This is a genomic window from Sulfurimonas sp., assembly GCF_023229025.1.
GTDB lineage: Bacteria > Campylobacterota > Campylobacteria > Campylobacterales > Sulfurimonadaceae > Sulfurimonas.
The window spans coordinates 22,340-48,813 of sequence record NZ_JALOAA010000005.1 but is presented as its reverse complement, the minus strand read 5'-3'; the positions used below and the strand labels follow the sequence as shown (position 1 = coordinate 48,813).

Genomic DNA, 26,474 nt, shown 5'->3' with positions numbered 1-26,474 from the left:
TTTATAATCCTTTTGTAATAATTAATGCTTTTAAAATATCAACACCGACTTTTAGTTGCATGTCTTTATTTATCATCTCATCAGTTATGATGTATTTTGAGTCTTTTTGAGTCTCTTTCTCCTCTTTTTTACCGTCAACTTTTTCTAGTTCTTCTTCTAGGTGTTTCTTTAAGTCAGCCTCTTTTATAGCAAATTCATTTTTATTTACCGTTGCTTCACCTGGAAATACCTCTATATCAGGCTTTACTCCAAGAGCTTGAATTGTTCGTCCGCTTGGAAGGTAGTATCTTGCAATTGTAAGTTTAATAGCTTCCTCTTCCGTTATAGGAAGTACCACCTGAACGCTTCCCTTTCCAAAGGTGTTTTGACCTACTACAATAGCTCGCTTATGATCTTGAAGCGACCCGCTTACAATCTCACTAGCACTCGCACTTCCTCCATTTACAAGGACAACTAAAGGGACATCCGTTAAGGTATTTGAGCTTTTTGCAGAGTATATCTCATCATCTGCCTTGTTTCTACCTTTTTGAGAAACTATGTCTCCTTCATCAACAAACATATCTACGAGTCCGACAGCTTGATCAAGAAGTCCGCCGGGATTGTTTCTTAAGTCAAGAACAATACCTTTTGTTGATGATTTTCTTTTCTTGATAGCTTTTGAAATCTCTTCATCAACTTTCTTATCAAAGCTTGTTACGCGTATATACTGTATGTCATTGCCTATAGATTTTGCATATACCGACTCAATAGTGATGATTCCTCTTACTATTTTAATTGTCAGAGGCTTGCTCTCACCCTCTCTTACAACCATTAGCTCAATAGGAGTACCGACTTTTCCTCTCATGATAGAAACGGCTTCATCGATTGTCATGTTAAGAGTTGATTCTTTATTTATTTTTAAAATAATATCTCCGGCTTCTATGCCTGCTTTGTCAGCCGGAGTGCCTTCAATAGGAGCAATTACGGTAAGTGCACCGTCTCTGATTCCGACTGTAATGCCAAGACCGCCAAACTCGCCGTTTGTTTGAACTTTTAAATTTTTATAATCTTTTTGTGTTAAGTAGTTTGAGTGGGCATCTAAGTTGCTCATCATTCCCTCAAGTGCTTTATCCATTAGCTCTTCAATAGTTATGTCATCTACATTATACTGCTCGACAATGCTTATGACTTTTGTAAATTTTGCTAAAGATTCAAGCCTAGACGCCTCTTTGCTTTTCGTTTTCTCCGCGTCAGAAGCAAAAAGATTTGTTGAAAACAGTAGAGCCAAGGCAACCGTTACAGAGGCAAAACCAAGGGTAAGTAGTTTTTTATTTTTCATTATTTTTCCTATATGAAGTAAAAAGGACATTATAGTAAAAAGCTGTTTAAATAACAACTTGAATGAAATTGATATATAGTAATTTTTATTTAAATTACTTTTAATATAATACGAAAATTTAATTAAATAAGGCATAAAAACAATGAGCAGTATAAAAGAGTATTTAAGCACAGACCATGGTCGTTGTGATGAGCTGTTTGCAAGCATGGAAGATGCAGTAACAAAAGATATACAGAGTGCAAAAGAGGCATATGAAGAGTTTGCTAATGCGACAGAGAGACACTTTCAGATGGAAGAGCGTGTTATGTTTTTAGAGTTTGAGCAAAAAACGGGAATGACGCAAGGGCCGACTGCTATGATGAGACATGAACACGCGCAGATGAGAAATCTAATCTCGGACATGGGAGAAGCAATAGATGATAAAGATAAAGATAAATTTTTTGGAAGCAGCGAAACGTTGATGATTTTAATGCAGCAACACAACATGAAAGAGGAGCAGATGCTCTACACCATGGCACAGCAGCATCTAAGTGCAGACTCTGAGCGTATCGTAGATATGATGAACTCTATGATTGTAGAGTAAAGAAGAGATATAGATTTGGATTTTAACGGACTATCTGTAGATCAAGCGCCACCGATATCGGCACCGATTAGATTTTTTTTAACAGCACCTCTTTTTGCAATCTTAGCCGGAGTTTTAATACTCTTTAGTGATGCTGCGTCTTTGGCGAGCAGGCACTCCATAGAAGCAATCGTAATAACGCATGCTATAACTATCGGCTTTTTAAGTTTTGTAATGTTTGGAGCGCTTACTCAGATGTTACCGGTCTTAGCCGGAGTTAAAATTGCAAAAGTGGATTTTGTCTCTAGGCTCTCATATACATTTCTGCTAAGCGGTGTTTTATCTATGATATTTGGACTCTGGCTAAACATTCAAATATTGATATTTGCCGCATCTGCTCTGCTTGGAGGCGGTTTTTTAATTACTATAATCTCTATGCTGCTTGCCCTAAAAAACGTTATAAATTTTACTCCAAGCATAAAGGCTATGATTACCTCTCTTATTTTTGCCCTTTTAATTACATTAATTGGAGTTCACCTCTTAGCATCTTACGGAGTTGGAAATTTTTCTGAGTCTCATCTCTTTTTTGCAAATACTCATAGTGTTTGGGCAATTTTCGGTTTTGCCGGAATTTTGATTATCGGAGTCGCTTTTCATATACTGCCTATGTTTTATGTAGCACCGAAGTTTAAGCGATTTTGTAAGCAGAGAGTTGTTCTGCTCATAAGCTTAGGACTCCTCTTTTGGATGGTTTTAAATCTTTTTTTAGATTCATACGCAATTGTTGCAAAAATTTGGATTATTACATTTTTTTGGGCATTTGCTACAACCGTGCATATTAAACTAAATACACGCCGTAGAAAAGTTAGTGACATAACAATCTGGTACTGGAGGAGCGCTTCTGTTTTTATGACTTTGGGTGCTTTCTCATGGGTTATAAACGATTTTTTCAACTCTGAGTATATAGTGATAGTCTCTGTTATGATAGGCGGAGGGTTTATACTCTCCATTATGACGGGTATGTTATACAAAATAGTTCCGTTTTTAGTCTGGTTTCATCTTAATGCAAAGGGATATATGAGTATCCCTACAATGAATGAGATGATAAACAAGAGGCTTGCAACAGCGCAATTTGTGCTCTTTATAATCTCTCTTATAGGCTTTGTTGTCTCATTTTTTGCACCATACCTTCTGTCACTATCTGCTATTGCTTTTATTATCAGTATGTTAATATTAGAGTACAATGTCATCAGTCCTGTTTTGATATATCTCAAAACAATCAAGACCAAACCTGATTTTGACATGAGCATGTTTGCAGCTACAACACAACAGCAGAAGTGATAATAATTAAAATGCAAGGAGATACATAGTGCCGAGTCATAGAAATATTATATTAATAGGCTTCATGGGTGTTGGCAAGGGTAGCGTTGCTCGTGAGGTTGTAAAAATATCTAATTATATATCAGTAGATACCGATGATTTGATAGAGAGTATGGAGAATAGAACCGTTAAAAAAATCTTTGAACAAAGCGGCGAAGAGTATTTTAGAAAGCTTGAAAAAAAGGTTTCTGTGTGGCTAGAAAATAGTGTTAATAACACCCTTATCTCAACCGGCGGCGGATTTTATAAGCAAGAGAACTTAAAAGAGATAGGGATTGTTGTTTTTTTAAACTCACCTTTTGATAAAATACTAAAACGGATAAAAACTCATCCAAATGCGTCAAAAAAACTTAAAAAAAGACCGTTGTTAAATGATTTAAGCAGGGCAAAAGAGCTATATAATGAGCGCTTACCCGAGTATATGGCTGTTGCAGATATTACAATTGACGTAACTAATAAGAGTGCGCTTGAGTGTGCTAAGGAACTTCTAAAAAAGGTAAAAGAGTATGCGTAAAATTTTTATATTTTTGGTACTAGGTATATTGATTAATCTCTTTGCATCGGAGATAAAGTGGATGAAGGATTATCATGAAGGGATTAAGGTTGCGCAACAGAGTACAAAGCCGATTCTTTTTGTCTCATCAAGCCACGCTTGTAAATATTGTGTAATTTTGGATAATACTACATTTAAAGATGCAAAAGTAATAGAGGAGCTCAATAAAAATTTCGTATCGGTCATATCTTATAGCGATGAAAACGACTATCTACCGACAGAGCTATGGAGACCGGGAACTCCGGCTATCTGGTTTTTAATGCCAAACGGCGAGCCTATGTATGAGCCGCTAATGGGTGCGATGAATGCAGAGAATTTTTTAAAAGCTCTCTCTATTGTTGAGGAAGAGTTTAATAAGGAAATAGAAAAAAAATGATTTTTACAAATTCAAAAAGCAGTAGTTTTAAAGCAGATTTTGACGAGCTTCTAAAAAGAGGCAAGATGGATATAGAGTCGGTAAGTGTTATTGTCGGAAATATTATCAGCGAAATAAGAGATGAGAAAAACGATGCACTAAAACGCCATATTGTCAAATTTGACAACTGGACTCCAAAGAGTGATGAAGATTTGAAAATATCTGTTGAGGCTATGGAAAAAGCGTATAACAATATTGACAATAAGTTAAAGGACTCCTTGCATTTGGCATATGAGAGAATAAAAAGTTACCATGAAAAGCAGAAGCCCAAATCTTGGTTTGACACTGAAGAGAATGGAACTATTTTGGGTCAAAAGGCTACAGCTGTTGATAGTGCAGGGCTTTATATCCCGGGAGGAAAAGCGGCTTATCCCTCATCACTTCTCATGAATGTAATTCCTGCTCAAGTTGCCGGAGTAAAAAATATAGTCATATGTACACCGACACCACAAAACGAACCAAATGAACTTCTGCTTGCCGCTTGTCACCTGTGTGGAGTTAGCGAAGTATATAAAGTAGGCGGTGCGAGTGCAATAGCCGCAATGGCGTATGGTACACAAACTATTCCCAAAGTTGATGTAATTACGGGACCGGGCAACATATTTGTAGCGACTGCAAAAAAGATGGTTTTTGGCGAGGTCAACATTGACATGATTGCAGGTCCGAGTGAGATTGGAATTTTGGCGGATGATAGCGCAAATCCTTCACATATGGCAATCGATATGCTCTCTCAAGCAGAGCATGACGAGATGGCAAGTTCAATCCTAATAACTCCGTCGCAAAAATTAGCGGATGAGGTTAAGATTGAGCTAGAGACTTGGTTAAAAAAACTCCCTCGTCAAGAGATTGCAAGAGAGTCGATAGAGAAGCGCGGGGCAATTATTGTAACGAGTGACATGCAAGAAGCAGTTGCTCTTATGAATGAGATAGCACCGGAACATTTAGAAGTTGCGACAACATCTCCTTTTGAGTTGCTACCAAGTATAAAACACGCGGGAGCAATTTTCTTGGGACATAACACCCCAGAAGCGATAGGCGACTATATTGCAGGTCCAAACCATACTCTTCCGACAGGCGGAACAGCAAAGTTCTACTCTCCGCTTGGAGTAGAGAACTTTATGAAAAAATCTTCAATTATCTATTTTAGCCAAAAAGCTATAAACGAGATAGGCTCTGAATGCGCATTAATTGCAAATACAGAAGGATTGACTGCACATGAGGAGTCAGTCAGGGTAAGGCTTAAGAGCTAAAGCACTACCCAGCTCTCTGTTTTTCAAATATTCCCAATAATAGAAAATATTATAAAATTATCACATTTTTATAACTAATTTAAGCTTTATATAGATAGTATACTCGTAGTAAGAACTTCCGTTTTTTAAAATAAGGGTTTTTTATTCAAAGATTAACTGTAGTTATAAATCTAACATTTGTCTAATAGATTAGGCTAGAAGGAGAATATATGCAATTAGGCTTCCTAGTTGATTTACATCTGTGTATGGGATGTAAAGGGTGTGAAATCGCATGTAAGGTGGAAAATGAAGTTCCACTTAGTACATGGAGACTTCGTGTTAAGTATGTAGATGTGGGAACATTTCCTGAGACAAAAAGAACATTTACTCCACTTAGATGTAACCATTGTGAAAATGCACCATGTGAGAGAATTTGTCCGGTTAGTGCACTTCACTATTTAGATAACGGTATCGTAAATATTGATAAAGAGCGCTGTATCGGTTGTGCGGGTTGTGTAATGGCTTGTCCATATGGAGCAATTTACATTGATCCTCAAACACAAACTGCCGACAAATGTACATATTGTGCGCACCGTGTTGCTTCATCTATGATGCCGGCTTGTGTTGTTGCTTGTCCTGTTCAAGCAAATATTTTTGGTGACTTAGATGATCCGACTTCAAATATCTCTAAGTATATACAAGCAAATCAAAGTAACGTTCAAGTACGTAAGCCTGAAAAAGGGACTAATCCTCATCACTACTATGTAAATGGCGGTAATGTCTCTCTTAACCCACTTGCATCGTTCCGTCCTGAAGGTCATGACTTATTTGGTAAAATAACATCTAAAATGCCTGTAGGAGGACACCACTAATGGCGGCACATGAAATATTAGCAGCAACTAATGCTGTGGTTACTCTAGATGTAGGAATCCCAGGCATAGTTTGGCCTTGGTTAGTTACGGTAAATATGTGGGCAAAAAGTATTGGTACCGGTGTTATATTTATGCTCTTTATGCTTCTTAGAATGTATCCAGATTCGGTTAAAAATTTAAGGTTGCCGACTGCTATAGTTGCGTTTATTTTTATCAATATCTTCTTGCTCTTTACGCTTGCAGACTTGCATCAACCATTTAGAATGTGGCACATATTTGTTTACTCTAGCTGGTCTTCGGCAATTGCTTGGGGTTCATTTATGGCTTCAGCATTTTTGGGTCTTTTGACTCTACTTGTATTTCTTGCATATAAGAAAAACAATGAAACATATGACAAAGTACTGCTATGGAGCACTATTCTTGCAATACCGGTAACTCTTTATACGGCTGCATTAATGGCTCAATGTACAGCTCGTGAATTGTGGCAGATGCCGGCAGAGTCGGCTCAGATGATATTAGCAGCACTTCTAGCGGGTTCGGCAACTATGATTCTTCTTGGAGGAAACAAGCTCTCTAGTGAAGCAAAAAACACTCTTGGAGTTGTTTTAGGTCTAAGTGCTTTAATGGCATTTATAATCTATATGTCAGAGTATATCTTTGGAGCAATGAAAGCAGAGGAGATAGCAGCAGTTATCGGCTACATTAAAGGTGACGGACCATATACGGTTATGTTCTGGCTAGGTCAGTGGATGGCATATCTTTTACCGATGCTATTTATCCTTTTAAGCAGAGTTAGCAAAAGTGAGAGTATTTTAAAGCTTGCAGCTATTTTAGCGTTAGTCGGTCTTGCAATAGTTAAGCATGTATGGCTAATGATTCCACAATTATTACCAATGAGTTAGGGAGAATATTTAATGTATTTACAAAGTAGAAGAACATTTTTAAAAGGCGCCGCATTTACTGTAGCGGGCGTCTCAATTGCAAAAGGTGTATTTACGGCTGATGCTATAGCAGATTCAATCACTGAGAGCAAGTTTACAAATACTCCGGACTCTCTATCATTTTACCCTCCAATGAGTGAGTGGGATGATTTTAAAGAGCTAGATGGAGATGATTGGAAAAGAGGCGGTATAGATCGCCATGGTGTAAGAAGTGCTTCAAATCCTGAAGGTATTGAAGTTAATGACTACATGATAGTACCTACGGCATGTTCAAACTGTGAAGCTTCATGTGGTTTGACGGCATGGATTGATAAAAAAACATTTACAGTTAAAAAATATATGGGTAGTCCTCTTCATCCCGCTTCTCGTGGACGTAACTGTGCTAAAGGTTATGCAACACAATCGCAGATGTATGATCCAGATCGTATAGCATTCCCGCTTAAGCGTGCTCCGGGTTCTGCTCGTGGTGAAGGTAAGTGGATTCGTACTACTTGGGACGAGGCTATGACTACTATAGGTAATAAGATGCATGATGCTATTAAGGTAGGTGATGAATTATCTAAAAAATCATGTATGTTCCACGTCGGTCGTCCAAACGAAAATGGATTTACGGGGCAAGTATGGTCTACAATAGGGCAAGACTGCTTTAACTCACATACAAACATCTGTTCGTCAAATGGTCGTACTCCTACTATTCAGTGGGCAAATGACGATAGAACTTCTCCGGATTGGGCAAATGCAAAACTTATATTTCTAAACTCATCACATGCCGCAGATGCAGGACACTACTTCCAGCAGTCTGCTTCATTTATTGCAGATGCTAGAGCTAAGGGTGCAAAGATGGTAGTTATGGATCCTCGCCTCTCTAACTCTGCAGGTATGGCAGATCTCTGGATTGCAGCGTGGCCGGGTACTGAGCCTGTTGTATATCTCTATCTTGCTCAAAGAATGCTAAATGAAGGCACGGTAAATAAAGAGTTTGTTAAGAAGTGGCTAAACTGGGAAGTTATGCTAGATAATAAAAAGTATTTGGAGTTTATGGTTAGCAAGGGATATATCTCTAAAGTTCCATCTGGTGATGATTTTGATACATTCTTAGATGTTCTAAAAGAACTTTACTCTCCATTTACATTGGATTATGCAGTAAAAGAGACACATGTTCCCGCTTATAAGCTAGAGAAACTTTACGATATGTTTATCTGGGCAGGAACTTCTATCTCTACATACTTCTGGAGAGCAACAGCTGCAGGAAATCGTGGTGGATGGATGAGCGGACGTACAGGTTATTTATCGCTTGCTCTTCGCGGGGCTATCGGACCTGAGGGCGGTACATTTTTTCACCACTGGCATGTTATATCTGTCGGCGGAAAAGGTGGAAGTTCAACAGTCGGTCAAGGTAAACGTGGAGCAGAAGTTCCAAGAATTAATGCCTACAATGAGCTTTCTTGGCCGCCTGAATGGCCACTGTCAACTTATGAGCTCTCTTACCTTCTACCTCACCTTCTTTCTGATAAAAAATGGCAGAAAAAGTGGATAGATAAAGGATTTAGCGTTCCACAAAAACTTGCAGTTTGGATTCCTCGTATGTACAATCCTGTATGGATTAATCCGGATGGGTTTAGATGGATTGATACTATCAAAGATGAATCCAAAATGGAACTTACCATGAATCTCTCTCCGGTATGGTCTGAGACAAACTGGTATGTTGATTATATTCTACCTGTGGGTCTTGCAGGGGAGAGACATGATCAGCACTCAGAGGCTACAATGCCTGCACGTTGGACATCTTTCCGTCAACCTGTTATGAGAGTTGCGCTTGAAAAAGCCGGCTGGAAGCCTAAAAATCCTAACCGTGCAACTCTAGAAGCGCATATAAAAGCGGGTCTTGGAGAAGTTTGGGAAGAGAATGAGTTCTGGTTTGATATGTGTGTAAATTATATAGATCCAAAAGGTGAGCTATATTTAGATGAATCAAAAACCAAGACAATCAAATCTATGTGGGAGTCTAAAAAGAACCCAGGAAGACCGGTTACAATCGCTGAGTGGTATGATGCTGCATTTGGCGATAATCTTCCAAATCTAAAAGCAACTGCAACTGCAGATGAGAGATATAAAAACTCAGAGTATCCTGTATATGAGTATATGAGGGATCACGGTGCTTGGATGGAGGAGAATCATATCTACTCAGCACAAGAGCGTGAGATTAAAGATGACGGTAAAAACTATATTTCACATGGTCATAAGTATGACAAAAAAGATGTAACTATAAACAAAAGAACAGGTGTTATGACTGCTAAGAGCCATGGTAAGACAAAAGCTATCGGCATAGAGATTGACGGTAAAAAGATGGAAGGGTTTGCAACTCTAGATAAGAAACTTGACTTCTTCTGTGAGTGGCTTGCAGATGATTGGAAGTGGCCTGAATACGCTATTCCTTTCTATCCACGAAATGAGGACGAGAAGAAAGAGATGCCTCATATTCTCTCACATGTAAATCACTCTTACATGACGGAGAAAAACTCTTATGCTTTAAATACTGTATTTAGATTGCCATACAATATTCATACTCGTTCTGCAAACTCTAAACATTTAATGGAGATTTCGCAAAACCATGACCCAATCTGGATCTCAACTCCAGATGCTAAGCGTCAAGGATTTAAACGTGGCGATGCTATACGTGTTAGGATTGTAGATAGCGTAACCGGATTAGAGTCCGGTTACTTTGTGGCTATGGCAGTTCCAACAGAGGGTGTTTTACCCGGAACATTAGCATGTTCACACCATGGTGGTCGCTGGAAGCTTGTAAACTCCGTATCTGTTCCAAACGGTGTAACAGACGGCAAAGTAGATTCGCAGCCAGTTACTAGAAATATGAATGATCCTAAATTTTTGGCACACTCGCCGGAAAACGTCGGAAAAGATGGTGCTCAAATTAAGATTGAAGATTATGATGGAACAAGCGGCTTAAATAGTTTTGGTGTTCCGACTGCTGAACTTCAGATGGATGGAAAAATCGGTAAACTCAAATATGTTGAGGGTATCAAAGCGTTTAAAACCAAAAGATTTGCAGACTACAATAAAGATAGTGCAAATATTTGGTGGGATGGGCTTAGCGGTTCATGGCAAAATGCTGTAGCTGCTGCACATCCGGACCCTATTTCAGGTATGCACTGCTGGCACCAAAAGGTTATTTTAGAGCCTGCTCAAGCCGGTGATAAGATAGGTGATATATTCGTAAACTACGACAATAACTTTAAAATTTATGAAGGTTGGAGAGATCAGCTAACTCGTGGATTAGATGAGAACTCTACTCTTCGTCGTCCTCTTCATATTAAGCGTCCTTGGGTGCCTCTAGCTCGTGAGGCATATACGGTTAATATAACAAAATAAGTAATAAGCCTCATTAAGAGGCTTATACCTTATAAACTTACCCACCACATTCTAAGCCACAATCCAAAAGTGCTTGTATAGCCTACATCACTAAAAAACTCATTTTTATTTCTATCATATATAATCGTAGTAGGAAAAACAGAAACAGAATATTTTTGAGTAATTTGACCGGTAGTGTCATTAACGACATTAAAGTCTAAATTGCGACTCTTGAGGTAATCTCTTATCTCCTCATCGCTTCCTGATTTAAGAGCAATAGTTAAAACATTGTAATTTTGTGAAATAGTTTGAATGTTTTGTGCTTCAGCTTTACATGTAGGACACCATGTGGCCCAAAAATGAAGTAGTATAGGCTCATTTTTAGGCAACTCATAGGGTATATCCCCAAGAAGAGTAACCCTGTTTAAATCTAGAGGCTCTTTACTTACGGCACCACTTCTATAAAAACTTAAAATATTGGCAAAGATAATCATAACTACAAGAAAAATAGTTATCTCTTTGGCATATTTTATAAACTTATTTTTCATTTAAATCCATTAATCTACTATTTTAAAGCATAATTCCTCTTATTGTAAAGTATAGCATTCCCGCAAGTATAGCGGCAGCCGGTACTGTAATAAGCCATGCTGCAACTATTTTGTTGAAAGAGTCTCTCTTTACATACTGAATTTTTCTAGCTTTTTTTATGCTCTTCTTTGTTGATTTTATTATTTTTTTCTCATTTGCTATAAGCTTATATAGTTCAGCAATTCTAGTATAGTTAGCTTGAGATTTTTCATCTTTTTCTTCTAACTCTTTTAGCTCGTACTCATATGCACTTTTTGTAAGTTTTTCATCTTCTATAGCTGCTATATCATCTTCGATTGTGTGATTATTTTCATCTTTAACATAAAGCCACTCTCTTAAAAAACCAACTCCAAATACTCCACCTATAGCAATGTGCGTAGAGCTTACAGGCAAACCTAATTGTGAAGCAATAATAACGGTTAGCGAAGCTGCCATGGCTATTGAAAAGGCTCTTATTTGATCTAAATCTGTTATTTCACTGCCGACGGTTTTAATTAGTCCGGGACCATAGAGTGCTAAACCTAAAGATATTCCAACAGCACCCACGCCCATAACCCAAAGTGGAATAGAGGCATCTGATGAGACGCCGCCATTTACAATTGCATCATTAATTGCAGCTAAAGGACCGATTGCATTTGCAACATCATTAGCACCATGAGCAAAGCTAAGAAGAGCAGCCGCAAAAATAAGTGGGATTGTAAAAAGCGTGTTTACCGATTCTCTTGTGTTTTGTAGGGCAGTTGTATTAAAAGAGACTCTTCTTTTTACAATGACATAAACAAATATAGCCACTACTAAACCAATAGTAAATGCAGTAAAAAAGGATGGCTTATCTGTTATCTCTAATGATATCAAAGGTAGAGTGTTGAGGAGTTGTAATATCTTTGCCCATATATGCTTTACACCCTTTATTATAATATATGTAACAAATGCCCAAGACATAATAGCAACAAAAATTGGAACATAGGTCTTAGCAGCACTAATTTTATCCTCTTTAAAAACAATTGACTTTTTAATCGCAAAAAGAAAGCCTGCCGCAATTATTCCACCTAAAACAGGAGAGATAATCCATGAAGCGACTATACTACCCATTGTCGCCCAGTTTACAATACTAAACCCTGCTGCTGCAATTCCCGCACCCATTACGCCGCCCACAATCGCATGTGTTGTAGAGACAGGAGCTCTCATCATTGTTGCAAAGTTTAACCATAGTGCTGCGGAGAGAAGAGCTGCCATCATAGCCCAGATAAAGGGATCTGCATTTCCACCAAAAGCAGAGAGGTCGATAATTCCATTTTTAATTGTCTTAACAACGTCACCGCCGGCAATTAGCGCACCTGCAGTCTCAAAGATAGCAGCTATTATGATAGCTGTTGTAAGTGTAAGTGCTTTTGCACCGACAGCAGGACTTACATTGTTAGCAACATCGTTAGCACCTATATTCATTGCCATATATGCACCGACTAATGCTGCTACCGCAAGAAATAGGTTGTTAGATACACCGCCGTTGTTTAAAAAACTAAATGTCAAAACTCCTATCATAAAAAATAGAGCAAAGCCAAGCCTTGTAAAATCTGCAGCACTTTTTTTGAGTGCTTTTTTTTGAATTTTACTAACAGTACTAATTTCCATTAAATGCCTTTTTATTATTGGTGCAATTATATTGCAAAAGTAATTATAAACTAATTACATACTGCTTATCTAGTAGCGATTATACTATTTTTTAATATATGCTTTTATGATTTTTTGCTCCTGAGCAGGTCTGTCTGCCGCTGATGTTTTGACATTTTGAAGCTTATTTACTACACTAAATGATTCTGTGCTGACTTGACCAAATATAGTGTGCCTGCCGTTTAGCCAAGGAGTCGGAACTGTTGTAATGAAAAATTGACTTCCATTGGTATTTGGTCCTGCATTTGCCATGGCTAAGACCCCGGCATGAGAAAAGGTTTTGTCTTTGTACTCATCCTTAAACGGTTTGTTCCATATGCTACTTCCGCCTCTACCTGTTCCTGTAGGGTCTCCACCTTGAATCATAAAATTTTTGATTATACGGTGAAAGACAACACCGTCATAGTAACCATTTTTTACATGTGTTATGAAATTCTCTACTGCCAAAGGAGCAATATCAGCAAATAGTTTAAGTTCAATTACTCCCTGAGTCGTCTCTAAGACAACATGTGGCTCACTATTATCAGCATTTAGGTTTATGGATAGTAGCATAAGCATGGTAAGTATGATTTTTTTCATTTTTTCTCCTAATGAATATACAACGCAATTGTACCTATTTTTATTTAAATTTTGAAATTATCGTGTTTGGTTATATTTATAGAAGAGCGTAAAGATATTTAGATAAGGGAGAGTATTATTAGAAGAAATTTTGTCGCAAAAAGGATTGCGACAAAATAAGAGGTTTTATTTACCAGCAGCAACGCGGTCTTTAAGACCTTTACCAGCTTTAAATTTAGGAACCATCTTGTCCTTTGTAGTATAAGTTTTATCAGTTCCAGGAACTTTTCCACTTTTACCTTTTTGTAGTGAAGCACTAAAGCTTCCAAATCCTACAAGAGAAACATCCTCTTTTTTTACTAATGCAGACGCAACCGCATCTGTAAATGCTCTGATAGCTGCTTCAGCTTCAACTTTAGTCTTGTAATTACCGCTTGCTTGTACTAGTTCAACGAATTGAGCTTTATTCATAAATCTACCCTTGAATTTATAAAGATTTTCCGAAACCACATAACTTTAAAATATAATTTTATAATTATGTAATTCAGCTATAGACACTTTATAGTTTATTTGCTTAAATATTTCTTCTTTTTATATGAAAGTGATAAAAAATGTGAATTTTTTCTCTTTTTTAGTCCGAATTTTGCACGCCTAAGTAGTTTTGAGAGAACACTGCTAATATCATCAGCTATAATAAAAGAGGATAATTCTTTTATCTTTTTATACTTATTATTCTCTGTGTTAATAGATAAAAACACATCCTCTAGAGCATCTTTTTCTTGCTTTGTCAGTGTACTCATTATCTTAATCCTTTAGTTTATTGATTTTTCTAACAGCTCTAATGATCTCATCATCTTCTAATCTACCTAACATCTCCATAACAGCTATAGCGGCTTGAGGCTTTGCACGCCCTAGCTTCCAATCCTGATATGTACGCATAGATATTCCAAGTGAAGCGGCCATATCTTTTAGGGATATTTTTTTGCCGTTGTTTTTAGACTCTAAAGAGTTATGAAGAATATTAAATAGGTCGTTAATTTGCATAAAAGATTGTACGGTTTAAATACTTAAATATACATTTAATTATAAAATAAATACATATAAATATATATTATAAACATATAAATTGTTATATAATACTATTTAACTAAGTTCAAAGTATATTAAAATGATATTATATACGGAAAAACGTATATTATTTTCATAAAAAAGTATATAGATATTTAAAAAGAAGTGCTTTTTGGGAAGATGTTGCAGGTGATTTTAGGATTCTATGGCGATTTTTTTGTTTGTAGGGTGAAGAGTTATATAGTTATCAGACTCTATTAAGTAAAACGGCTCATATGCTTGCTCTTGTGTTTTGTATGTAAGCTCTTCACCGTTAAGGAGCATAAAAGTTATAGTATTTATGCCTCTAAAAGGTTCTTTAACGCTTATTTTTGCATGCTTTACACCGTTTACTATTTTATCTTGCTCGGTTTTAAGTTCATCAATTTTCTCTTTTAGTTGAGGAACTTCTGCTGGAGAGTGTTTTAGAGCTCCTTGAAGCTTATATTTTAAATCTTCCATCTCTTTTGTTACAAAATTGTATCTGCTATTTAGTGTTGGAATATCTTTATAATTTATTTTAAATAGATTATCCTCTCCGCTTACGCGTTTTATAGTAATGGAGTTAGATGCATAAACTTTAAGGTTGCTCTTTACATGCTCTATAGTTACGTTCTCTGCATAAACCGTGCCGCCTAGAGAGTTCTCTATCTCAACATCTGTAGCATGGACTTCACCGCCTTCTAGAAGAGCTATTTTTGCGCTGTGACATCTAAGTCTGCCTTTGTGTCTATTTATCGTAGCAAACTTTGCCTCTTGCGTTGAGTCTTTATGTGTAGCACCATCTATTATAAGATTTACAGCTCTGAGGCTTGATTTTGCACCGACATGTCCGTTTATGTGAATTGTCTCAGATGTAAGTTCAACACCCTCTCCCAGACTATCCAAGGAGGTATCGTTTTGAGAGATGATTACCTCTATGTTGTTGGCTTCATCTTTTGCAACAGAGTCTTGAACACGGGATAGGTGCCGCATTTTAATTTTATTATCTACATAGAAGTTGTTTTCATCAAAGTGAACATATCCCTTTAGCCTGCTTTTGTAAATTTTCTTATCATCATTTTCGACAATCTCTATACTTTTTTCATCTACATGACACTTTAGGTCTTCACTATTTTTTAAATATATATTATTTACTATCTCTCCAAATGCATTCATCCCGTTTTTACCAAAGATAGGTTTTATAAAATCAACTAAAACCTCCCCCTCATCAACTTCTATTACCTGATGAGTTCTCTCTTTTTGCAAAAAACGCATAACAAGCTTACTGCTTCTTCTTATTTCAGGTTCAAGCCCACTAAAAAGAGGAATCCTAACTTTTTTAACAAATCTACCGCCATAGAGATATTTAACAAAAGCTTTTAGCTTCTTTTTCATAGCTTCATCAAAAATATTTATTAAAATTTTGTTTATTGCTTTAATATTGTTTAACTCTTTTAGCAAAAGCATATATATCTCTTTTGGTTTATACTTTTTATATAAAATCTGTGAGTCTGGATGTATAATTATCGCAGGGGAGATGTTGTTGTTTGAGAACTCTATATTGTAATTTAATTTTACTATTTTTTTTGGAGTATCTGTTACTGTTATAGTATATAACTGCTTGATTTTAACATGTTCGTTAATCATCTTGTCATGGTCTGTAAAATAGTTGTGGATATCCTTAGGATAGAGCACAAAACTATCATCAGAGACTGTTTTTATATATGTTTCAACACCATTTAGATTAAACGAGAGATCTAAGGGCGAAGTGTTGCTTTCTGCTGCAAACTTATTTATAGTAGCGCTAATATTTTTTGTTTTAAATTTTTTAGTAAGCAAGCAGATCACTATAGTCATATTTTGAAAAGTCTAAATAGAGCTTTCCATCTTTATGTATCACTCTTATATCGTTGTCATATGCATCTAAAAATCGTTTTTTTATAGCTTTTCTCTGATTTGATTTAAGATTTAAGAGCTTTAGATACTCCTTTAGTTCTACTACTTCCAGATTTTTAGGAGCTGTTATCTTCTCTTGATGCTCAAAACTCTCAACTTCGTGAACGGTAGCAGCTTCGCGTTCAAACTTCATTTTTTTGTTAACAAGTTCTAAAATATTTTTTAACTGCTCATCTTTTGAGCTGTAGATACTCTCTATCTTGTCTCTCTCTGCTCGAAGCATCTGCTCTTTATCATCTATAAGTTTATCTATCTTTGACTCAAGCTGCACGATTTTGTTCTTTAAAAAACTGTTCTCTCTTTGGTATAGTGCTAAGACTGTTGCAACTGTTATTTTTGGTTTTTCTGTCTGGTTTTCCTCTTGATTATCTCTTTGAAGCGAATCTTTTGTTACTATTATATATGTCTTGCCATTTTCAATTATATAGTTAATTTTTTTCATCTTTATCTTAGAGTTGACCATCTCTTTAGACATCTTAAAGTATCTACAATATTCATCTACTGTTAATCTCATTTTGAATTCCCGATCAATTTTTTAGATATTTTATCATAATAAAGTTTTTATAAAAGTTATTTTAAATGAAGCCTATAATATAATTAAGAACAAATTTTATAAAAAGAGTTTAATAATGGGTATTTTAGATATTGTAAAGCCAGGTGTACTGTTTGGTGATGATGTGCAAAAAGTTTATCAATATGCTAAGGAGAACGGATTTGCTATTCCTGCAATTAATGTTGTCGGTACTGATTCTATAAATGCAATACTTGAAGCTGCGGCAAAAGTAAAATCTCCGGTAATAATTCAGTTTAGTAACGGTGGTGCGGCATACTATGCAGGAAAAGGTTTAAGTAATGAGAGTGAGAAAGCGGCAATTGCTGGTGCCGTCTCTGGTGCAATCCACGTTCATTTGATGGCGGAGAGCTACGGTGTTGCCGTTATTCTCCATACAGATCATGCGGCAAAAAAACTTCTTCCTTGGATAGACGCACTCCTTGATGAGAGTGAAAAATATTATAAAACGCATAAGAAACCTTTATACTCCTCTCACATGTTAGATTTATCCGAAGAGTCTTTAGAGGAGAATGTTGCAATTAGCAAAAAATATCTACAAAGAATGAGTAAAATAGATATGAGTATTGAGATAGAGCTTGGTGTTACCGGTGGAGAAGAGGATGGAGTGGATAACTCAAACATTGACAACTCTCTGCTTTATACCCAACCAGAGGATGTGGCTTATGCATACAAAGAGCTAAGTGAAGTCTCGCCACACTTTACAATAGCTGCATCGTTTGGAAATGTTCATGGTGTTTATAAACCCGGAAATGTAGTACTTACTCCAAAAATTTTGGATAACTCTCAAAAGTATATTCAAGAAAAGTTTGGTACTGATAAAAAACCTGTTAATTTCGTATTTCATGGAGGCTCAGGTTCAAGTCTTGAGGATATACGTGAGGCGATAAGCTATGGTGTTATTAAGATGAATATTGATACTGACACGCAGTGGGCCACTTGGAGCGGTGTTAAAGAGTATTATGAAAAAAACAGAGAGTATCTTCAGGGGCAAATCGGAAACCCAGAGGGCGAAGATAGACCAAATAAAAACTACTATGACCCGAGAAAATGGCTAAGAGCCGGACAACTTGCTTTGATAAAAAGAGTTGAGAGCGCATTTTCTGACCTTAATGCGATAGATAAAAATTAAATTTAAGTTAGGCTCTTATAGATATCTTCGATATTTTTTAGATGCGGATTTTGTAAAAAATATAAATCTAGCATCTTGTTTAATCTATTTTGATTAAATCTCCAAAACCGTTTTTTGTCAAACTCTTGATCGGTTGCTATGAGATTGAAGAGCTCTTTAGTGTCTAAATCGCCACCGTTTTCTCTGATAACTTTTATCATGAGATGTTGGAGTTGCTCTTGTGACTCCTCTGTAGTATCATCATCCTCTAGTTGCTTGTTTGGTAAAAATGCATATATTTTCCAGAAGCTAACTATAAAAAGCAGCGCGAAAAATATCAGCATAAGTGATGATGTAGAGATGTCCATATGGTTACCTTATTTTTTTTAACGAATTATAGGAGTAGTATCATAATATTTTGGTTAAAATTTTAGCCTAGGGAATAAAAATGAACGATAAAGTATTTACAAAACCGATAAAAAAGCAGTTTGAATTTGATGAAGAGGTTGCCGCTGTTTTTGATGATATGTTACAAAGAAGTGTGCCTTTTTATAAGGAGTCACAAAAAATTACAGAGTTTTTTGCCTTAAAACAGCTTGAGGAGGGAGGAGTTGCCTATGATTTGGGATGTTCTACCGCAACTCTTTTAATTAGCATAAGCAGAAAACTAAAAACAGTTGCCACTCTAGTGGGGCTTGATAACTCTGAAGCTATGCTTGAGCAAGCCAGAAAAAAGTGTGAGGCATTTAAAGCAGATATAGAGCTCAAATATGCGGACATCTTAGAGTATGGCTATGAGGAAGCAGACCTCTTTATAAGTAACTATACACTTCAGTTTATCCGCCCACTAATCCGCGAAGAACTTGTAAAAAAGATTGCAAAATCGTTAAAAAAAGGCGGTATATTTATATTTAGCGAAAAGATTATAAGTCATCACTCAAAGCTAAATAAAGATTTGATTGAGTGCTACTACGACTTCAAAAAAGAGCAGGGCTACTCAGAGTATGAGATAGTGCAAAAAAGAGAAGCGCTTGAGAATGTTTTAGTACCATATAGTGAAGATGAAAATATAAAAATGGCGAAAAATTGCGGTTTTTCACACTGTGAGGTGGTATTTCGCTGGGCAAATTTCGCCACTTTCATAGCTATAAAGTAAAATTGTTTCATATTTCGTCGTTGTTTTTTTCAATGTACTACAGTGTGCATCTTTAAAAAACGCCTATAACTATTTTGCAATTTTAATTTATAAAGACTACTTTATATCTACCAAACATTCCCTTTTGGCTTCTCTTCTTCGGCTCCGACTACATAGTCAATAACCGCATCTGCTTTTTTACTAAGCTCTTTATAGGTGATAATATCATCCTCTCCGCACTCTTTATGATAGTAGCCTTGAAGATCGTAATACTCTTTACACTCACTATAATACTTAGCTGAAATACCATGTTTATTTACACATGCAGAGAAGAGAAATAGCGTTGAGATAATTAATAAATATTTTGTCATACTCTTTTTAAAGCAAAAATTAATCCACATTTACTTTATACCTTGAAACTCTCTTTTGTTTTGCAGTAAGAGGTTAAAAAGCACTCATCACATCTTGGATTTTTTGCTTTGCAGATATAGCGACCAAAGAGCACCATCCCTTGGTGAAGCGTACGCAGGTTATTTTTAAATTTTTTAACAAGTGTCGCCTCTGTTTTTGTTGCAGTTTTATCATCACTAAGACCTAATCTGTGAGAGACTCTAAAGACATGCGTATCAACTGCCATAAGATTTGCTCCCGTGTACTCTATCATAACTACGTTTGCAGTTTTTTGTCCGACTCCTGCGAGAGTTATAAGCTCTTTCTCATCCATCGGTATCTCGCCGCCGTAAACCTCTACTACCCTCTTTGCCATCTCTATAATATTTTTTGCCTTATTATTAAAAAATGAACAACTGTTAATAATTAATTTTACATCCTCTATGTCGGCATCTGCTAAAGTTTGTGGATCGGGATACTTTTTAAACAGCGCGGGAGTAATGAGATTTACTCTAACATCGGTGCATTGTGCTGAGAGAGCAACAGCAACAACTAGTTCATATGCATTTTTGTAGTTTAATTCTGTTACGGCGTCACTGTATTTTTCTATAAAGAGGTCGCAAATCTCTCTAATTTCCTGTTTTGTAGCTTTTTTCATGGCGTAATTATATACAAAATGCTATTTGTTTAATAATCATTAGTATTAACTAACTAAAATTTTTTTACATAAAGAAGGAAGAATGAATGAAAACAGTAACAAAATTGGTAGCTTCGTTAGCTATATTCTCAACAATCTCAATGGCTCAAACTTTGGTAACGGTTAATGGCACCGCAATTACTCAAGAAGATGTCGATAGAGAATTAATGACAGCAACACAGGGGAGATTAAATCAAGTTCCCCAAGAGAAACAAGCTGAGTTTAGAAAGCAGGTATTAGAGCAACTAATTGCTAAAGAGCTTGTATATGATGATGCAAAAAAATCAGGCCTATTAAACGCACAGGACTTCAAAGATAGATATGAAGAGGTAACTAACAGAATTAAAAAAGAGGTTGCTATTCAGGTTTGGCAAAAAAGAGAGTTTGACAAAATAGCGATTTCTGAAAAAGATAAAAAAGATTATTATGATGCAAACAAAGAGGAGTTTGCAGAGGACGAGAGCGTCAGAGCTCGCCATATACTTGTAGAAAAAGAGAGTGATGCAAAAAATATCATCGCTCAACTAAAACCTTTAAAGGGCGATGCGCTAAAGAGTAAGTTCATGGAAATTGCAAAAGAGAAGTCTACATGTGCAAGCGCTCCAGAGGGTGGCGATTTAGGTTATTTTTCTGAAGGACAGATGGTTCCTGAATTTAATGACAAAGCATTTTCAATGAAAGCAAAAGAGATTACTACGGTACCGGTTAAGACTCAATTCGGATATCATGTAATTTACATTGAAGATAAAAAACCAAAAACAACAAGAAGTTTCTCTGAAGTAAAGGCATCAATTGAGCAGAGACTAAAGGTAGAAAAAGCAAAAAGTGTAATGCTAGAGAAGATGAAAGAGTTAGAGAAAAAAGCGCAAATCAACTAAATTTATGTACTCTCCTGTTTCTGAAATATATCTCAACGGGAGACGTTTCTATGTTAAAAGAGATGATTTAATAGATCCTTATTTAGCAGGAAACAAGTATCGCAAGTTATACACACTTCTACAAACCCCATCTAAGAGATACAGTACAATTATCTCTTACGGCGGAACACAATCTAATGCAATGTTAGCTATTGCGGCTATGTGCAGAGATAAAAATTGGAACTTCATATACTATACAAAACCACTAAGCACTACCCTCAAACATGAAAATATCGGAAACTTTTATGAGGCAAAAAATCTAGGTATGAAACATATTGAGATTCAACATCAATATTATAAAGAGTTCATAGCCTCACTTAGGCTAAATCTAGATGAGAAGATATTTGTAATAGACCAAGGCGGTGCAGTAGAAGAGGCAAAAAAAGGGATAGAAGTTTTGGCGCAAGAGATAAGAGAATCCGGTATAAAGGTAAACTCTTTAGCCACCCCTTCCGGAACCGGCACAACAGCACTTTTTCTAGCGTTGTCTCTTCCTGAGTATAGAGTATATACTGTACCGGCCATAGGAGATAGTGCGTATTTGATAAAGCAGATGAGCGCTCTATCTAAAATTCCAGAAAACTTGACTATCTTGGAGCCTGAAAAAAAGTACCGTTTTGCAAAGCCCTATATAGAGTTTTTAAATATGCAGCAAAAACTCTTAGATGCCGGAGTAGAGTTTGATTTGATTTATGCGCCAAATTTATGGAGATGCCTGCTTGCACAGACAAATGAGGAAATTTTTTATATACATAGCGGCGGAGTAAGTGGAAATAAAAGTATGCTAGAGCGTTATAGTCATAAGGGACTCTTTGTCTCTTAATCTAGAGAGTAAAATCATTTAGATAAAAACAACATTTTCACTCATCTCTACTCTTTTTGGCTGATATGTATTAATTTTAGCATCTCTATCCTCATAACCAAGGACGACACTATAAAGAAGTGCTAAGTTGTCAGGAACATTTAAAACATCTGCTACGACTCTTCCAAACTCTGTTGTTGATCCTTGTGGACAACTCTGAATCCCAAAAGAAGATGCAGCTAACATAATAGTCTGCATATAGGCACCACAGTCAATAAGTGCTCCTTGTGCACCATCAATCATATCTTTATCGCAAAAGACAAAAAAGACTGTACTAGCCCCGAACCATCTAAAGTTATTGTGCCACATTTCAGTTCTTTTTATAGTATCTTTTTTATTAACTTCCATTAAAGTGTATAAGCCAATACCTGTCTCTAATCTTCTTTTTTTATAAGGATTTTTCCACTTTAGCGGATAGTACTGTATAAACTGGTCATGCTCTACGCCACTCTCCATCTTATCTATAATAGCGTCGCCTATATTTTTTAAAACTTTTTCATCACTAACGGCATAAGTAATCCAAGGCTGCATATTTGCTCCGCTTGGGGTCATTGAAGCAGCTTTTAATATTTTTTCCTGAATATCCTGTGTTACAGGAGTAGATAGAAAAGCTCTCTTTGAAGAGCGATTTACAATAGCGTCTATAATTGTTGACATATATAATCCTGAGAAATATTTTTGGAATTATAATATAAATTAAATTAAAAGATAATATAATATCATTAGACTAAAAAGACTTGACAATAGAGCACTCAACTAGATATAATATTTGTCAAAATAATAGTAGAGGAATTTGAAAATGAATAATATATTTGAAAAATTAACAAACAACATGACTGAGTCGATAGAATCAGCAGTCTCGCTGGCACTTTATAACAAAAATCAGGAGGTTGAACCTATACACTTTCTATGGGCGCAACTTACTAACTCAAGCTCGGTACTAAATCAGATGCTTAATAAAATGAGTGTTGATAAAGTTGCAATCGAGCTTGATGTAAAGAGCTTAAGCGAAAAACTGCCTAAATCCTCAACCGTCTCAAAAGAGAGCATAAGAGTCTCTAAAAATTTTGTTCAGACTCTTGAAAATGGTATCGGGCTTATGACAAAAAATGCAGACTCCTTTTTAGCTGTGGATACTTACTTGTTGGCAAACTTAAAAAATGAACCGTTTTTTAGCCTTTTGAAAAAATATATAGATATATCTGAGCTTGCTAAAAATATAGAAGCTTCGCGCGGAAATACAAAAATTGATTCGCAAAGTTCTGATGAGACTCTGGAGTCACTTAAAAAATATGGGATAGATTTAACGGCAGAAGCAAGAGAGGGTAAACTATCTCCTGTAATCGGTCGTGATGAAGAGATTACGCGCATGATGCAGATACTTATCCGTAAAACAAAAAACAACCCTATGCTTTTAGGGGAACCGGGAGTTGGTAAAACGGCACTTGTTGAGGGACTTGCTCAAAGAATCAGTGATGGCAAAGTTCCTACCTCCTTGCAGAACAAAAAGGTAGTAGCGCTTGACATGAGTGCACTTATTGCTGGTGCAAAATATAGAGGTGAGTTTGAAGATAGGCTCAAAGCTGTAATTGATGAGGTTAAAAAAAGCGGAAATATTATACTTTTTATAGATGAGATTCACACTATAGTAGGCGCGGGTGCAAGCGAGGGAAGTATGGATGCGGCAAATATCTTAAAACCCGCACTTGCGCGTGGAGAACTCCACACTATAGGAGCAACTACGCTAAAAGAGTATAGAAAATACTTTGAAAAAGATATGGCGCTTCAGAGACGTTTCTTGCCAATCAATCTTGATGAACCGACGGTCAATCAGTCGCTCCAGATTCTGCGCGGTATAAAAGAGCGTCTAGAGACGCATCATAATGTAACCATAACCGATAGTGCTTTAGTAGCAGCTGCGAAACTATCCGATAGATATATAGCGGATAGATTTTTGCCTGATAAGGCGATAGACCTTATAGATGAGGCGGCAGCTGAGCTTAAGATGCAGATAGAGTCTGAGCCTCATGCACTAAGCAATGCAAAGATAAAGAGCTCTGAACTTCATGTTGAACAGGAAGCGTTGAAGATGGAGGATACTCCTGCAAATACAAAACGTTTAGAGGAGATAAAAAAAGAGCTTGCTGATGTCCAAGAGAGTGTGAGAAGTTTAGAGGCACAGTTTGCTTATGAGAAAGAGGTCTTTGGAAAAATCTCAAATATTAAAAATGAGATTGAGGCAAAAAGAAGAGAGGCACATGTAGCAAAAAGCTCATCAGAGTTTAATCGTGCCGCTGAGATAGAGTATGGCGAGATTCCGGCACTTTTAGCACAGGAAAAAGAGATAACTCAAAACTGGGCAGATATGCAAAAAGAGGGAACACTTCTAAAAAATAGTGTTGATGAAGAGTCAATTGCTTCGATAATCTCAAGATGGACAGGCATCCCTGTTCAAAAGATGCTACAAGCCGACAAAGATAAGATTTTAAATGTTGAAGAGGAGCTAAACAAAGAGGTAGTAGGTCAGAGCAAAGCCACACATGCGGTTGCACGTGCGATAAAGAGAAACAAAGCGGGGCTATCAAGCGGAAACTCTCCAATCGGGAGCTTCCTATTTTTAGGACCTACCGGAGTAGGTAAAACACAGACGGCTAAGACATTGGCAAAATTCCTCTTTGACTCTCCCGATGCCATGATACGAATAGATATGAGTGAGTATATGGAAAAACATGCAGTATCTCGTTTAGTCGGTGCAGCTCCGGGATATGTCGGTTATGAAGAGGGCGGACAGCTTACAGAAGCTGTTAGAAGAAAGCCATATAGCGTTATTTTATTTGATGAGGTTGAAAAAGCACATCCGGATGTTTTTAATATCTTACTGCAGGTTTTAGATGATGGAAGATTAACTGACAACAAAGGAGTAACGGTTGATTTTACAAACACTATCATTATACTTACTTCAAATATTGCAAGTGATAAGATAATCAATAACCCTAACTCCGAGACGCTTCAAGAGATGGTTATGGGTGAGCTAAAACAGGCATTTAAGCCGGAGTTTTTAAACAGACTCGATGATGTAGTTATATTTAATGCGCTTGGGCGTGAACAGATAGTAGGAATTGTGGACATATTCTTTAGTGAGATTGCACAAAAAGTAGCCTCAAGAGATATAACCCTGACACTTAGCAAAAATGCAAAAGCATATATTGCTGAAGCTGGATTTGACCCTGTTTACGGGGCAAGACCTCTAAAAAGAGCTCTTTATGAGATAGTTGAAGATAGACTTGCAGAACTAATACTTGAGGGTAAAGTAGAGGAGGGCTCAAGTGTAGAGTTTGATTATAAAGATGGTGAAATAGAGGTTAAAATATCTTAATTTCTACTCTTTAGATGTTACATGAGCGTGGTTAATTGCCCTAAAACGCAAATCTTAACCACGCTTTAAGCAATTTTTTTATATGATTTCGGACTTAATTTTAAAGAAGGATATGTCATGAAAAGAACATACCAGCCTCACAATACGCCAAGAAAGAGAACTCACGGTTTTAGATCAAGAATGGCAACTAAAAACGGCCGCAATGTAATCAATCGCCGTCGTGCAAAAGGTCGTAAAAAATTGTCAGTTTAGGAAATTTTTATACACTAAAACTCCACAAAGAGTTTCAGTATATATATAAAAAAGGAAAAGATGCGCACTCTGATAGTGTAGTACTTTTTTTTCTTCCCGCTAAAGAGATTCATAAAGTGGGTTTTACGGCTACGAAAAAAATAGGCAATGCCGTAAAAAGAAATAGAGCAAAGAGAAGACTTAGAGCTCTCTTTCATGAATTCTCACCATCTCTCAAAGACGGCACATATATTTTTGTAGCCAAACAATCAATCAACGAAGTGACACACCAAAAACTTAAAAATGATTTTAAAAAGATATTAAATCGTTTAAATACGATAAAGAAAGAGCCTAATGATTAGGAAGTTTTTGCTTAAATTTTTGTGGCTTTATCAGAAGTTTTTTACGCTTATAGGCTACGGTAGTTGTAGATATTACCCATCTTGTAGTGAATATGCAAGAATAAACTTTGAAAATAACTCTATTTCAAGTGCTTTTTACCACACTTTTACTAGAATACTGCGTTGTAATCAATTATTTGACGGTGGCATAGAGTATCCACTACTCGACAAGCTGTCTTTAAAGCCCGCAAATATAGGGGTTGATTCTATAAAATATTGGTTGGTTCCAAATAAAAAAAACCGTTTTTATATCATAAAAAATTTTTCATATAAAGGGTGACC

The 26,474-nt window shown here is 36.4% G+C and carries 29 protein-coding genes; 16 read left to right on the top strand and 13 right to left on the bottom strand.

Features of this window, described 5'->3' with window-relative positions:
- Window position 1 precedes the first annotated feature (1 nt).
- Window positions 2–1,318: a S41 family peptidase gene (locus M0Q20_RS02335; RefSeq protein WP_295058468.1), complete on the bottom strand. Its 1,317-nt coding sequence runs from the start codon at window positions 1,316–1,318 to the stop codon at window positions 2–4.
- A 142-nt stretch (window positions 1,319–1,460) separates the two neighbouring features.
- On the opposite strand from M0Q20_RS02335, the gene M0Q20_RS02330 reads away from it, so the two are divergent.
- The 8 genes from M0Q20_RS02330 to M0Q20_RS02295 all read left to right on the top strand — a co-directional run bounded on the left by M0Q20_RS02330 (window position 1,461) and on the right by M0Q20_RS02295 (window position 10,660).
- Complete coding sequence (locus M0Q20_RS02330) at window positions 1,461–1,901, top strand: hemerythrin domain-containing protein (protein WP_295058466.1); 441 nt, start codon at window positions 1,461–1,463, stop codon at window positions 1,899–1,901.
- A 15-nt stretch (window positions 1,902–1,916) separates the two neighbouring features.
- Window positions 1,917–3,221 (top strand): hypothetical protein, encoded by a 1,305-nt coding sequence (locus M0Q20_RS02325; protein WP_295058464.1) that lies wholly within the window; start codon window positions 1,917–1,919, stop codon window positions 3,219–3,221.
- A gap of 28 nt (window positions 3,222–3,249) precedes the next feature.
- Entirely contained in the window at window positions 3,250–3,774 is a 525-nt protein-coding gene (locus tag M0Q20_RS02320; protein WP_366933646.1) for a shikimate kinase, read from the top strand.
- Complete coding sequence (locus M0Q20_RS02315; RefSeq protein ID WP_295058462.1) at window positions 3,767–4,189, top strand: thioredoxin family protein; 423 nt, start codon at window positions 3,767–3,769, stop codon at window positions 4,187–4,189. The genes M0Q20_RS02320 and M0Q20_RS02315 overlap by 8 nt, the downstream gene beginning before the upstream one ends.
- Complete coding sequence (gene hisD, locus M0Q20_RS02310; protein ID WP_295058460.1) at window positions 4,186–5,478, top strand: histidinol dehydrogenase; 1,293 nt, start codon at window positions 4,186–4,188, stop codon at window positions 5,476–5,478. The genes M0Q20_RS02315 and hisD overlap by 4 nt, the downstream gene beginning before the upstream one ends.
- A gap of 209 nt (window positions 5,479–5,687) precedes the next feature.
- Window positions 5,688–6,329, top strand: a complete 642-nt coding sequence (locus M0Q20_RS02305; protein ID WP_295058458.1) for a 4Fe-4S dicluster domain-containing protein — start codon at window positions 5,688–5,690, stop codon at window positions 6,327–6,329.
- Window positions 6,329–7,231 carry an NrfD/PsrC family molybdoenzyme membrane anchor subunit gene (nrfD, locus tag M0Q20_RS02300; protein ID WP_295058456.1) on the top strand — a complete coding sequence of 301 codons (903 nt, stop codon included), beginning with the start codon at window positions 6,329–6,331 and terminating at the stop codon, window positions 7,229–7,231. Before M0Q20_RS02305 ends, nrfD begins: the two co-directional genes overlap by 1 nt.
- A 12-nt stretch (window positions 7,232–7,243) precedes the next feature.
- Window positions 7,244–10,660 carry a molybdopterin-dependent oxidoreductase gene (locus M0Q20_RS02295; RefSeq protein WP_295058454.1) on the top strand — a complete coding sequence of 1,139 codons (3,417 nt, stop codon included), beginning with the start codon at window positions 7,244–7,246 and terminating at the stop codon, window positions 10,658–10,660.
- A gap of 29 nt (window positions 10,661–10,689) precedes the next feature.
- On the opposite strand, the gene M0Q20_RS02290 is transcribed toward M0Q20_RS02295, so the two are convergent.
- The 8 genes from M0Q20_RS02290 to M0Q20_RS02255 all read right to left on the bottom strand — a co-directional run bounded on the left by M0Q20_RS02290 (window position 10,690) and on the right by M0Q20_RS02255 (window position 17,015).
- The gene (locus tag M0Q20_RS02290; protein ID WP_295058453.1) at window positions 10,690–11,187 is read right to left on the bottom strand and encodes a redoxin domain-containing protein; all 498 of its coding nucleotides are present in this window, start codon (window positions 11,185–11,187) and stop codon (window positions 10,690–10,692) included.
- A gap of 22 nt (window positions 11,188–11,209) precedes the next feature.
- Window positions 11,210–12,859, bottom strand: a complete 1,650-nt coding sequence (locus M0Q20_RS02285) for an inorganic phosphate transporter (protein ID WP_295058451.1) — start codon at window positions 12,857–12,859, stop codon at window positions 11,210–11,212.
- An 84-nt stretch (window positions 12,860–12,943) separates the two neighbouring features.
- Complete coding sequence (locus M0Q20_RS02280) at window positions 12,944–13,477, bottom strand: peptidylprolyl isomerase (protein WP_295058449.1); 534 nt, start codon at window positions 13,475–13,477, stop codon at window positions 12,944–12,946.
- Between the two features lie 165 nt (window positions 13,478–13,642).
- Window positions 13,643–13,927, bottom strand: a complete 285-nt coding sequence (locus M0Q20_RS02275; RefSeq protein WP_295058447.1) for an HU family DNA-binding protein — start codon at window positions 13,925–13,927, stop codon at window positions 13,643–13,645.
- Window positions 13,928–14,022: 95 nt separating this feature from the next.
- A complete protein-coding gene (locus M0Q20_RS02270; RefSeq protein WP_295058445.1) occupies window positions 14,023–14,256 on the bottom strand; it encodes a hypothetical protein in 234 nt (77 codons plus the stop codon).
- A gap of 4 nt (window positions 14,257–14,260) precedes the next feature.
- Window positions 14,261–14,500, bottom strand: a complete 240-nt coding sequence (locus M0Q20_RS02265; protein ID WP_295058443.1) for an XRE family transcriptional regulator — start codon at window positions 14,498–14,500, stop codon at window positions 14,261–14,263.
- Between the two features lie 219 nt (window positions 14,501–14,719).
- The gene (locus M0Q20_RS02260; RefSeq protein ID WP_295058522.1) at window positions 14,720–16,393 is read right to left on the bottom strand and encodes a flagellar assembly protein A; all 1,674 of its coding nucleotides are present in this window, start codon (window positions 16,391–16,393) and stop codon (window positions 14,720–14,722) included.
- Window positions 16,374–17,015, bottom strand: coding sequence for a hypothetical protein (locus M0Q20_RS02255; protein WP_295058441.1), 642 nt, complete (start codon window positions 17,013–17,015; stop codon window positions 16,374–16,376). Before M0Q20_RS02255 ends, M0Q20_RS02260 begins: the two co-directional genes overlap by 20 nt.
- 115 nt (window positions 17,016–17,130) lie before the next feature.
- Between M0Q20_RS02255 and fbaA the strand changes: the two genes are divergently transcribed.
- A complete protein-coding gene (fbaA, locus tag M0Q20_RS02250; protein WP_295058439.1) occupies window positions 17,131–18,204 on the top strand; it encodes a class II fructose-bisphosphate aldolase in 1,074 nt (357 codons plus the stop codon).
- A gap of 2 nt (window positions 18,205–18,206) precedes the next feature.
- Here the strand turns inward: fbaA and M0Q20_RS02245 are convergent, their stop codons facing one another.
- The gene (locus M0Q20_RS02245) at window positions 18,207–18,551 is read right to left on the bottom strand and encodes a hypothetical protein (RefSeq protein ID WP_295058437.1); all 345 of its coding nucleotides are present in this window, start codon (window positions 18,549–18,551) and stop codon (window positions 18,207–18,209) included.
- An 80-nt stretch (window positions 18,552–18,631) separates the two neighbouring features.
- Between M0Q20_RS02245 and cmoA the strand changes: the two genes are divergently transcribed.
- Window positions 18,632–19,339 carry a carboxy-S-adenosyl-L-methionine synthase CmoA gene (gene cmoA, locus M0Q20_RS02240; protein WP_295058435.1) on the top strand — a complete coding sequence of 236 codons (708 nt, stop codon included), beginning with the start codon at window positions 18,632–18,634 and terminating at the stop codon, window positions 19,337–19,339.
- A 107-nt stretch (window positions 19,340–19,446) separates the two neighbouring features.
- Here the strand turns inward: cmoA and M0Q20_RS02235 are convergent, their stop codons facing one another.
- Together M0Q20_RS02235 and nth are read right to left on the bottom strand one after the other, a co-directional pair.
- The gene (locus M0Q20_RS02235; RefSeq protein ID WP_295058433.1) at window positions 19,447–19,689 is read right to left on the bottom strand and encodes a hypothetical protein; all 243 of its coding nucleotides are present in this window, start codon (window positions 19,687–19,689) and stop codon (window positions 19,447–19,449) included.
- A gap of 35 nt (window positions 19,690–19,724) precedes the next feature.
- Window positions 19,725–20,366 (bottom strand): endonuclease III, encoded by a 642-nt coding sequence (nth, locus tag M0Q20_RS02230; RefSeq protein WP_295058431.1) that lies wholly within the window; start codon window positions 20,364–20,366, stop codon window positions 19,725–19,727.
- Between the two features lie 86 nt (window positions 20,367–20,452).
- Here nth and M0Q20_RS02225 point away from each other — a divergent pair, with 86 nt between their 5' ends.
- Entirely contained in the window at window positions 20,453–21,283 is an 831-nt protein-coding gene (locus tag M0Q20_RS02225) for a peptidyl-prolyl cis-trans isomerase (RefSeq protein ID WP_295058429.1), read from the top strand.
- A 4-nt stretch (window positions 21,284–21,287) separates the two neighbouring features.
- Window positions 21,288–22,145, top strand: a complete 858-nt coding sequence (locus M0Q20_RS02220; RefSeq protein WP_295058427.1) for a 1-aminocyclopropane-1-carboxylate deaminase — start codon at window positions 21,288–21,290, stop codon at window positions 22,143–22,145.
- Window positions 22,146–22,163: 18 nt separating this feature from the next.
- Here the strand turns inward: M0Q20_RS02220 and M0Q20_RS02215 are convergent, their stop codons facing one another.
- A complete protein-coding gene (locus tag M0Q20_RS02215) occupies window positions 22,164–22,841 on the bottom strand; it encodes a nitroreductase (protein ID WP_295058425.1) in 678 nt (225 codons plus the stop codon).
- A gap of 142 nt (window positions 22,842–22,983) precedes the next feature.
- Here M0Q20_RS02215 and M0Q20_RS02210 point away from each other — a divergent pair, with 142 nt between their 5' ends.
- The 4 genes from M0Q20_RS02210 (at window position 22,984) to yidD (ending at window position 26,472) form a co-directional block, all read left to right on the top strand.
- Window positions 22,984–25,560: an AAA family ATPase gene (locus M0Q20_RS02210; RefSeq protein ID WP_295058423.1), complete on the top strand. Its 2,577-nt coding sequence runs from the start codon at window positions 22,984–22,986 to the stop codon at window positions 25,558–25,560.
- Window positions 25,561–25,677: 117 nt separating this feature from the next.
- Window positions 25,678–25,812 (top strand): 50S ribosomal protein L34, encoded by a 135-nt coding sequence (gene rpmH / locus M0Q20_RS02205; RefSeq protein ID WP_137015337.1) that lies wholly within the window; start codon window positions 25,678–25,680, stop codon window positions 25,810–25,812.
- Window positions 25,800–26,153, top strand: coding sequence for a ribonuclease P protein component (rnpA, locus tag M0Q20_RS02200; RefSeq protein ID WP_295058520.1), 354 nt, complete (start codon window positions 25,800–25,802; stop codon window positions 26,151–26,153). Before rpmH ends, rnpA begins: the two co-directional genes overlap by 13 nt.
- On the top strand, window positions 26,146–26,472 hold the full coding sequence (gene yidD, locus M0Q20_RS02195) for a membrane protein insertion efficiency factor YidD (protein ID WP_295058420.1): 327 nt from the start codon (window positions 26,146–26,148) through the stop codon (window positions 26,470–26,472). Before rnpA ends, yidD begins: the two co-directional genes overlap by 8 nt.
- Window positions 26,473–26,474 lie beyond the last annotated feature (2 nt).